This window comes from Elioraea sp. Yellowstone (assembly GCF_006704265.1).
Classification (GTDB): domain Bacteria; phylum Pseudomonadota; class Alphaproteobacteria; order Acetobacterales; family Acetobacteraceae; genus Elioraea.
In genome coordinates, this window is sequence record NZ_VIKA01000164.1 from 1 (window position 1) to 6,538 (window position 6,538).

Consider the following 6,538-nt stretch of genomic DNA (forward strand, 5'->3'; position numbering starts at 1 on the left):
ATCCGCCGCTCCCGCTCTCACCAGCAGCAGCGAATCAGCCCGCAGCCGTCAGCGCCAGGGGTTTTTCGAGGTGTCCGCTAGTCCTCCACAGGTCGCGCGCGCAGCATCTTGATGCGCGCGCGCCGTTGCTTGCCCTCCAGGCGCTCGCGCCGCGACGCCGGCGTCGGCCTGGTGGGGCGGCGCGGTACCGGCGGTTCCGCCGCCGCGCGCAGGATCGCGACCAGGCGCGCGAGCGCGTCCGCGCGGTTGCGCGCCTGGTCGCGGAAGCGTTGCGCGCTGATCACGATCACGCCCTCGCGCGTCAGACGCCGCCCGGCGATCCGCGCGGCGCGCGCCTTCACCGCCGCCGGCAGCGACGGGCTGGCGGCGAGATCGAAGCGCAGCGCGACCGCCGAGGAGACCTTGTTGACGTTCTGCCCACCGGGGCCGCCGGCGCGCACGAAGCTCTCGACGATCTCGTCGCGGCGGATCGACAGGGCCGGCGTGACGACGATCGTGCCGTCATCCTCGCTCATGTCACGCCGCGCGCAGGAGCCGCACCGGCGCGCCCGCACGCCAGGCGGCAATGCACTCCACCATGTCCTGGTAGAACGTCCGGTAGGTCCCCTCGGTGACGAAGCCGAGATGGGGCGAGAGCACCACGTTGTCGAGCCCGCGCAGCGGATGCTCCGGCGGCAGCGGCTCGACGTCGTAGACGTCGAGCCCGGCGCCGGCGATCCTGCGCTCGCGGAGTGCGGCGATCAGCGCCGCCTCGTCGACGATCGGCCCGCGCGAGGTGTTCACCAGGAAGGCCGAGGGCTTCATCAGCGCGAGCTCGGCCGCGCCGACCAGCCCGCGCGTCCGCTCGCCGAGCACGAGATGGATCGAGACCACATCCGCCTCGCGGAACAGCGTCGCCTTGTCGGCATAGGCCGCGCCGCCGGCTTCCGCGCGCTCGGGCGTGAGGTTCGGGCTCCAGGCGAGCACGCGCATCCCCAGCGCGCGGCCGAGCTCGGCCATGCGGCTGCCCATCCGCCCGAGGCCGAGGAGGCCGAGCGTGCGACCGTGCAGCGTGGTGCCGACCGTGCGCTGCCAGAGCCCCCGGCGCATGCCGCGGTCCTCGAAGGCGAGATGGCGTGCGCAGGCGATCATCAGCCCGAGCGCCAGCTCGGTGGTCGCGTAGTAGGAATCGCCGCCGCGCGTGTGCGTCACGGTGACGCCGCGCGCCTGCGCCGCGGCGAGGTCGAGCGTGCGGTTGTGCGCACCCGTCACCACGATCAGCTTCAGCCTCGGCAGGCGTGCGAGCAGCTCCGCCGGAACCGGCATGCGCTCGCGCAGCAGGCAGATCACGTCGAACCCGGCGAGAGCCTGGGCCGCCTCGTCCACGGTCGCGAGGTTGCGGTCGAACACGCTGACCGCGCAGTCGGGGCCGAGACCGGACCAGTCGGCCATGGACAGGGCGACGCGCTGGTAGTCGTCCAGCACGGCGATCTCGAGCATCGGGTGATCCTCCTCGGCAGCGGCACGACCCGCCCCGTGGAGGATCGTCGCGCGCCGGTCAATCCCCCGCCGCGGCGAGCGCCGGATCGGCGGCCAGCGGCACGGGCAGGTACCTCACGTAGTCCTTCGGCACGACCTGCCAGAACCGGCGCTTCTCGCGCGCCCAGTCGTTCAGCAGCGAGGCCGCGTAGCGCGAGTTCGTCTCCGCCGCGTGCCGGGCGACGAGGTCGCGCGCGACCGCCTCCCAATGTGGGTGGGCCAGCCGCTGCCAGAGCACGTGCTCGGGGTTGATGCGCGCCTCGAGCACCTCCTCGGGGTCGTAGACGAAGGCCATGCCTCCGGTCATGCCGGCGGCGAAGTTGTCGCCCACCGTGCCGAGGATCACCACGGTGCCGCCGGTCATGTACTCGCAGCCGTTCGAGCCGCAGCCCTCGACGACCGCGATCGCGCCGGAATTGCGCACGGCGAAGCGTTCGCCCGCCTGGCCGGCGGCGAACAGGTATCCTGCGGTCGCGCCGTAGAGCACGGTATTGCCGATGATGGTGTTCTCGTTCGACCGCAGGGTGGAGGAGGGTGGCTGGCGGACGACGATGGTCGCTCCCGAGAGCCCCTTGCCGACATAGTCGTTGGCGTCGCCGAACACCTCGAGCTTCAGCCCCTGCACGGCGAAGGCGCCGAGCGACTGTCCGGCGGAGCCGCGCAGCCGCACGGTGATGTGTCCCGGCGCCAGCCCCCTCATGCCGAAGCGGCGCACGATCTTCGACGACAGCTTGGCGCCGATCGTGCGGTAGGTGCTGCGGATGTTGTACTGGAGCTGCATCTTCTCGCCGTCGCGGAACAGCGGTGCCGCGTCGGCGATCATCTGCGCGTCCAGCGTCTCCGGCACCTCGTTGCGCCCCTCCAGCGTGCAGTAGGGCGCGTGCGGGCCGGGATCGGCCTGCACCAGGATCGGGTTGAGGTCGAGGTCGTCGAGATGGTCGCCGCCGCGGCTCACCTGGTGGAGGAGGTCAGTGCGCCCGACCACGTCGGTGAGCCTGCGGAAGCCCAGCGAGGCGAGGATCTCGCGCACCTCCTCGGCGATGAAGCTGAACAGGTTGATCACCTTCTCCGGCGTGCCCTCGAACTTGGCGCGCAGGCGCTCGTCCTGGGTGCACACGCCCACGGGGCAGGTGTTGGAGTGGCACTGGCGCACCATGATGCAGCCCATCGCCACCAGCGCGGCGGTGCCGATGCCGAACTCCTCCGCGCCCAGCATGGCCGCCATCACCACGTCGCGGCCGGTCTTGATGCCGCCGTCGGTGCGCAGCTTCACGCGGTGGCGCAGCCGGTTCAGCATCAGCACCTGGTGCGTCTCGGAGAGCCCCATCTCCCAGGGCGCGCCGGCATACTTGATCGAGGATTGCGGGCTGGCGCCGGTGCCGCCGACATGGCCCGAGATCAGGATCACGTCGGCCATCGCCTTGGCCACCCCGGCGGCGATCGTGCCGATCCCGGACCGCGCCACCAGCTTCACGCAGACCGAGGCGTCGGGGTTGATCTGCTTCAGGTCGTAGATGAGCTGGGCGAGATCCTCGATCGAGTAGATGTCGTGGTGCGGCGGCGGGCTGATCAGCGCGATCCCCGGCGTGGAGTGGCGCAGCCTCGCGATCACCTCGCTCACCTTGAAGCCCGGGAGCTGGCCGCCTTCGCCGGGCTTCGCGCCCTGCGCGATCTTGATCTCGATCTCGCGGCAGTTGTTGAGGTACTCGGCGGTGACGCCGAAGCGCCCCGAGGCGATCTGCTTGATCGCGCTGTTGGCGTTGTCGCCGTTCGGCCGCGGGCGCGCGCGCGCGGGGTCCTCGCCGCCCTCGCCGCTGTCCGACTTGGCGCCGATCCGGTTCATCGCGATCGACAGCGTCTCGTGCGCCTCGGGGGAGAGGGCACCGAAGGAGATGCCGGGCGAGACCAGCCGCTTGCGGATCTCGGTGACGGATTCCACCTCCTCGACCGGGATCGCCTTGCGCCCCTCGGTCTTGAAGTCCAGGAGGTCGCGCAGCGCGATCGGCGGCAGCTTGCGCACGGCCTCCGCATAGCGCTTGTAGGTCTGGTAGCTGTCGGTCGCGACCGCCTGCTGCAGGAGATGGATCAGCGGGCCGGCGAAGGCGTGCGCCTCGCCCGACCGGCGGAGCTTGTAGAGCCCGCCCACCGGCAGCGTCACCACGTCGGTGTTCCAGGCCTTCTCGTGCAGCGCCACCACCTTGCGCGCGATGCCGTTCAGGCCGATGCCGGAGATGCGGCTCTGCATGCCGGGGAAGAACTCGGCGACCAGCGCGCGCGACAGCCCGATCGCCTCGAAGTTGTAGCCGCCGCGATAGGACGAGAGCACGCCGATGCCCATCTTGCTCATGATCTTGAGCAGGCCCTTGTCCAGCGCCTTCCTGTAGCGCTGGATCGCGGTCTTGAGCGGCATCTCGCCGAACAGCCCGCGGCGGTGGCGGTCGGCGATGCACTCCTGGGCGAGCCACGGGTTCACCGTGGTCGCGCCGACGCCGATCAGCACTGCGACGTAATGGACGTCGATCGCCTCGGCGCAGCGGACGTTGAGCGAGGTGAAGGTGCGCAGGCTCTGCTTGACGAGATGCGTGTGCACGCCGCCGGTGGCGAGGATCATGGGGATCGCGCAGCGGTCTGGGCCGACCTTCTCGTCGGTCAGGATCACGTGCGCGGCGCCCGCGCGCACCCCCTCCTCGGCCTCGCGGCGGATGCGCTCGATCGCGCGGCGGAGACCGGCCGCGCCCTCGGCCGGGTCGAAGGTGCAGTCCACCTCCACCGCGTTGCGGCCCATGTAGCTGCGCATCGCCCGGAACTCGGCGGTGGTGAGCACGGGGCTCTCGAGCTGGAGGAGGTCGCACTGGGTCGCGTCCTCGTCCAGCACGTTGCCGAGATTGCCGAGCCGCGTCTTGAGCGTCATCACCCGCGTCTCGCGCAAGGAGTCGATCGGCGGGTTGGTGACCTGGCTGAACATCTGCCGGAAGTAGTGCGAGAGCGGCCGGTACTGGTCGGACAGCACCGCGAGCGGGGTGTCGTCGCCCATGCTCCCCGTGGCCTCGTTCGCCTCCTCCACCATCGGGTGGAGGATCATCTCGAGCTCCTCGAGGCTGAGCCCGGCCGAGACCTGCAGGCGGCGCAGCGCCTCGCCCTGGAACTCCACGGGCTCCTCGGCCTCCGACTTGATCAGCGCGTCGAGATGGGTCGTGCGCCGCGTCCAGGCGGCGAAGTCCTCGCGGCCCGCGAGCATGTCCTTGAGCGCGCGGTCGTCGTAGAAGCGCGGCGCATCGAGATCGACGGCGATGCACTGGCCCGGGCCGACCCGGCCCTTGGCGACGATCTCGTCCTCGCGAAGCTTCACCATGCCGGTCTCGCTGCCGACGATCAGCAGCCCGCCCTGCGTGATCGTGTAGCGCATCGGCCGCAGCCCGTTGCGGTCCATCCCGGCGATCACCCAGCGCCCGTCGGTGCCGCAGATCGCCGCGGGTCCGTCCCACGGCTCCATCACCGCGTTGCAGTAGAGGAACAGCGCGCGGTGGCTCTCCGGCATGGTGGCGTTGTTGCCGATGCTCTCGGGGATCATCAGCGCCTTCGCCATCGGCGCGTCCCGCCCCGCCCGCACCAGCACCTCGAACACGTTGTCGAGGATCGCGGTGTCGGACCCGCCCACCTGGATCACCGGCTTGATGTCGTCCATGTACGGGTCGAGTGCGGGGGCGGCGAGCCGCGTCTCGTGGCTCTTCATCCAGTTCACGTTGCCCGAGAGCGTGTTGATCTCGCCGTTGTGCGCGAGCATGCGGAACGGCTGGGCGAGCCGCCAAGTCGGGAAGGTGTTCGTCGAGTAGCGCTGGTGGTAGATCGCAAACCGCGAGACGAAGCGCGGATCGAGCAGGTCGGGATAGAATTCGGTGAGGTGCTCGGCGAGGAACATCCCCTTGTAGATCACCGAGCGCGCCGAGAGCGAGCAGATGTAGAGGTCGGGGATCTGCGCCGCGATCGCCGCCTTCTCGATGCGCCGGCGGATCACGTAGAGGTCGCGGTCCTGCACCGCGATCTCGCGCGCCTGCGGATCGAACACCAGGATCTGCTCGATCTCCGGGCGGGTGGCGTTCGCCTTCTCGCCGATGCAGGCGACGTCGATCGGCACCTGGCGCCAGCCGTAGATGCCGTAGCCGAAGGCGAGGATCTCGGTCTCGACGATCTGGCGGCAGCGTTCCTGCGCGGAGAGATCCGTCTTGGGCAGGAAGATCTGGCCGACGATGATGGGCCCCGGCCTGAGGCTGTCGCCGCCGCGCAGCACGGCCTCGGCGAAGAAGTCGCGCGGGATCTCGACATGGATCCCCGCGCCGTCGCCGGTCTTGCCGTCGGCATCCACCGCGCCGCGGTGCCAGACCGCCTTCAGCGCGTCGATGCCGGCCTGCACCACCGCGCGGGAGGGCTTGCCGTCGAGCGCTGCGACCAGGCCGACGCCGCAGGCATCGTGCTCGGCGAGATCGATCCCCGCCGCGGCGAGCCGGGCGGCGTTCGCGCGATAGTCCTGGGCGAAGCGGTCGTCGCGGATCATGCCGTCCATCCTCGGGCCCTCAGAACTTCAGGTCGCGCAGCCTGGCATCGGCGGCTGCCGCCAGCGCCTCCTCGGCGACCTTGCGCAGCCACTCGCCGCTCATGCGGTCGAGCTCGAAGGTGACCATGCGCAAGGCACCCTCCATGCGCTGGTCGAGATTGAGCTCGAGGAAGCGGCGCATGATGTAGAGCTCCTCGGCGGTGAAGCCGCGCACGAGCGGCTCGAGGCCGAGCACGATCAGCTGGTCCAGCCGGTCGCGCACGGCAGGCACGATCGCCGCCTCGACGGCGCGGCGCACATCCGCCTCGCGCCCGGGATTGCGCTCGTTGAGGTGCAGGCGCATCGCCTCGGCCATGGCGGGCAGGCCGCCGACGAGCTGGTCGCGCAGCCCGGCGGCGAGCACCAGGGCGCGGGCCTCGGCCTCGGCGGTGGCGGCCGGCTGGCCGGGTTGCGCGGCCAGGGCGGCGG

Annotated in this window: 4 protein-coding genes; all 4 read right to left on the minus strand. The window is 70.8% G+C overall.

What is annotated here, in order from left to right:
- Positions 1–77 precede the first annotated feature (77 nt).
- Positions 78–515 (minus strand): alternative ribosome rescue aminoacyl-tRNA hydrolase ArfB, encoded by a 438-nt coding sequence (gene arfB / locus FK498_RS16255; protein WP_141856378.1) that lies wholly within the window; start codon positions 513–515, stop codon positions 78–80.
- Between the two features lies 1 nt (position 516).
- A complete protein-coding gene (locus FK498_RS16260) occupies positions 517–1,479 on the minus strand; it encodes a D-2-hydroxyacid dehydrogenase family protein (protein ID WP_141856380.1) in 963 nt (320 codons plus the stop codon).
- Positions 1,480–1,537: 58 nt separating this feature from the next.
- The gene (gene gltB, locus FK498_RS16265) at positions 1,538–6,079 is read right to left on the minus strand and encodes a glutamate synthase large subunit (protein WP_141856382.1); all 4,542 of its coding nucleotides are present in this window, start codon (positions 6,077–6,079) and stop codon (positions 1,538–1,540) included.
- 10 nt (positions 6,080–6,089) lie between these two features.
- Positions 6,090–6,538, minus strand: a 449-nt coding sequence (locus FK498_RS19425) for a hypothetical protein (RefSeq protein WP_161988453.1), incomplete at its 5' end; no start/stop codon positions are given.

What these genes read in the sequence shown, in the direction of transcription:
- arfB (WP_141856378.1), bottom strand. Translation starts at nt 515, where the DNA reads ATGAGCGAGGATGACGGCACGATCGTCGTCACGCCGGCCCTGTCGATC.
- FK498_RS16260 (WP_141856380.1), bottom strand. Translation starts at nt 1,479, where the DNA reads ATGCTCGAGATCGCCGTGCTGGACGACTACCAGCGCGTCGCCCTGTCC.
- gltB (WP_141856382.1), bottom strand. Translation starts at nt 6,079, where the DNA reads ATGGACGGCATGATCCGCGACGACCGCTTCGCCCAGGACTATCGCGCG.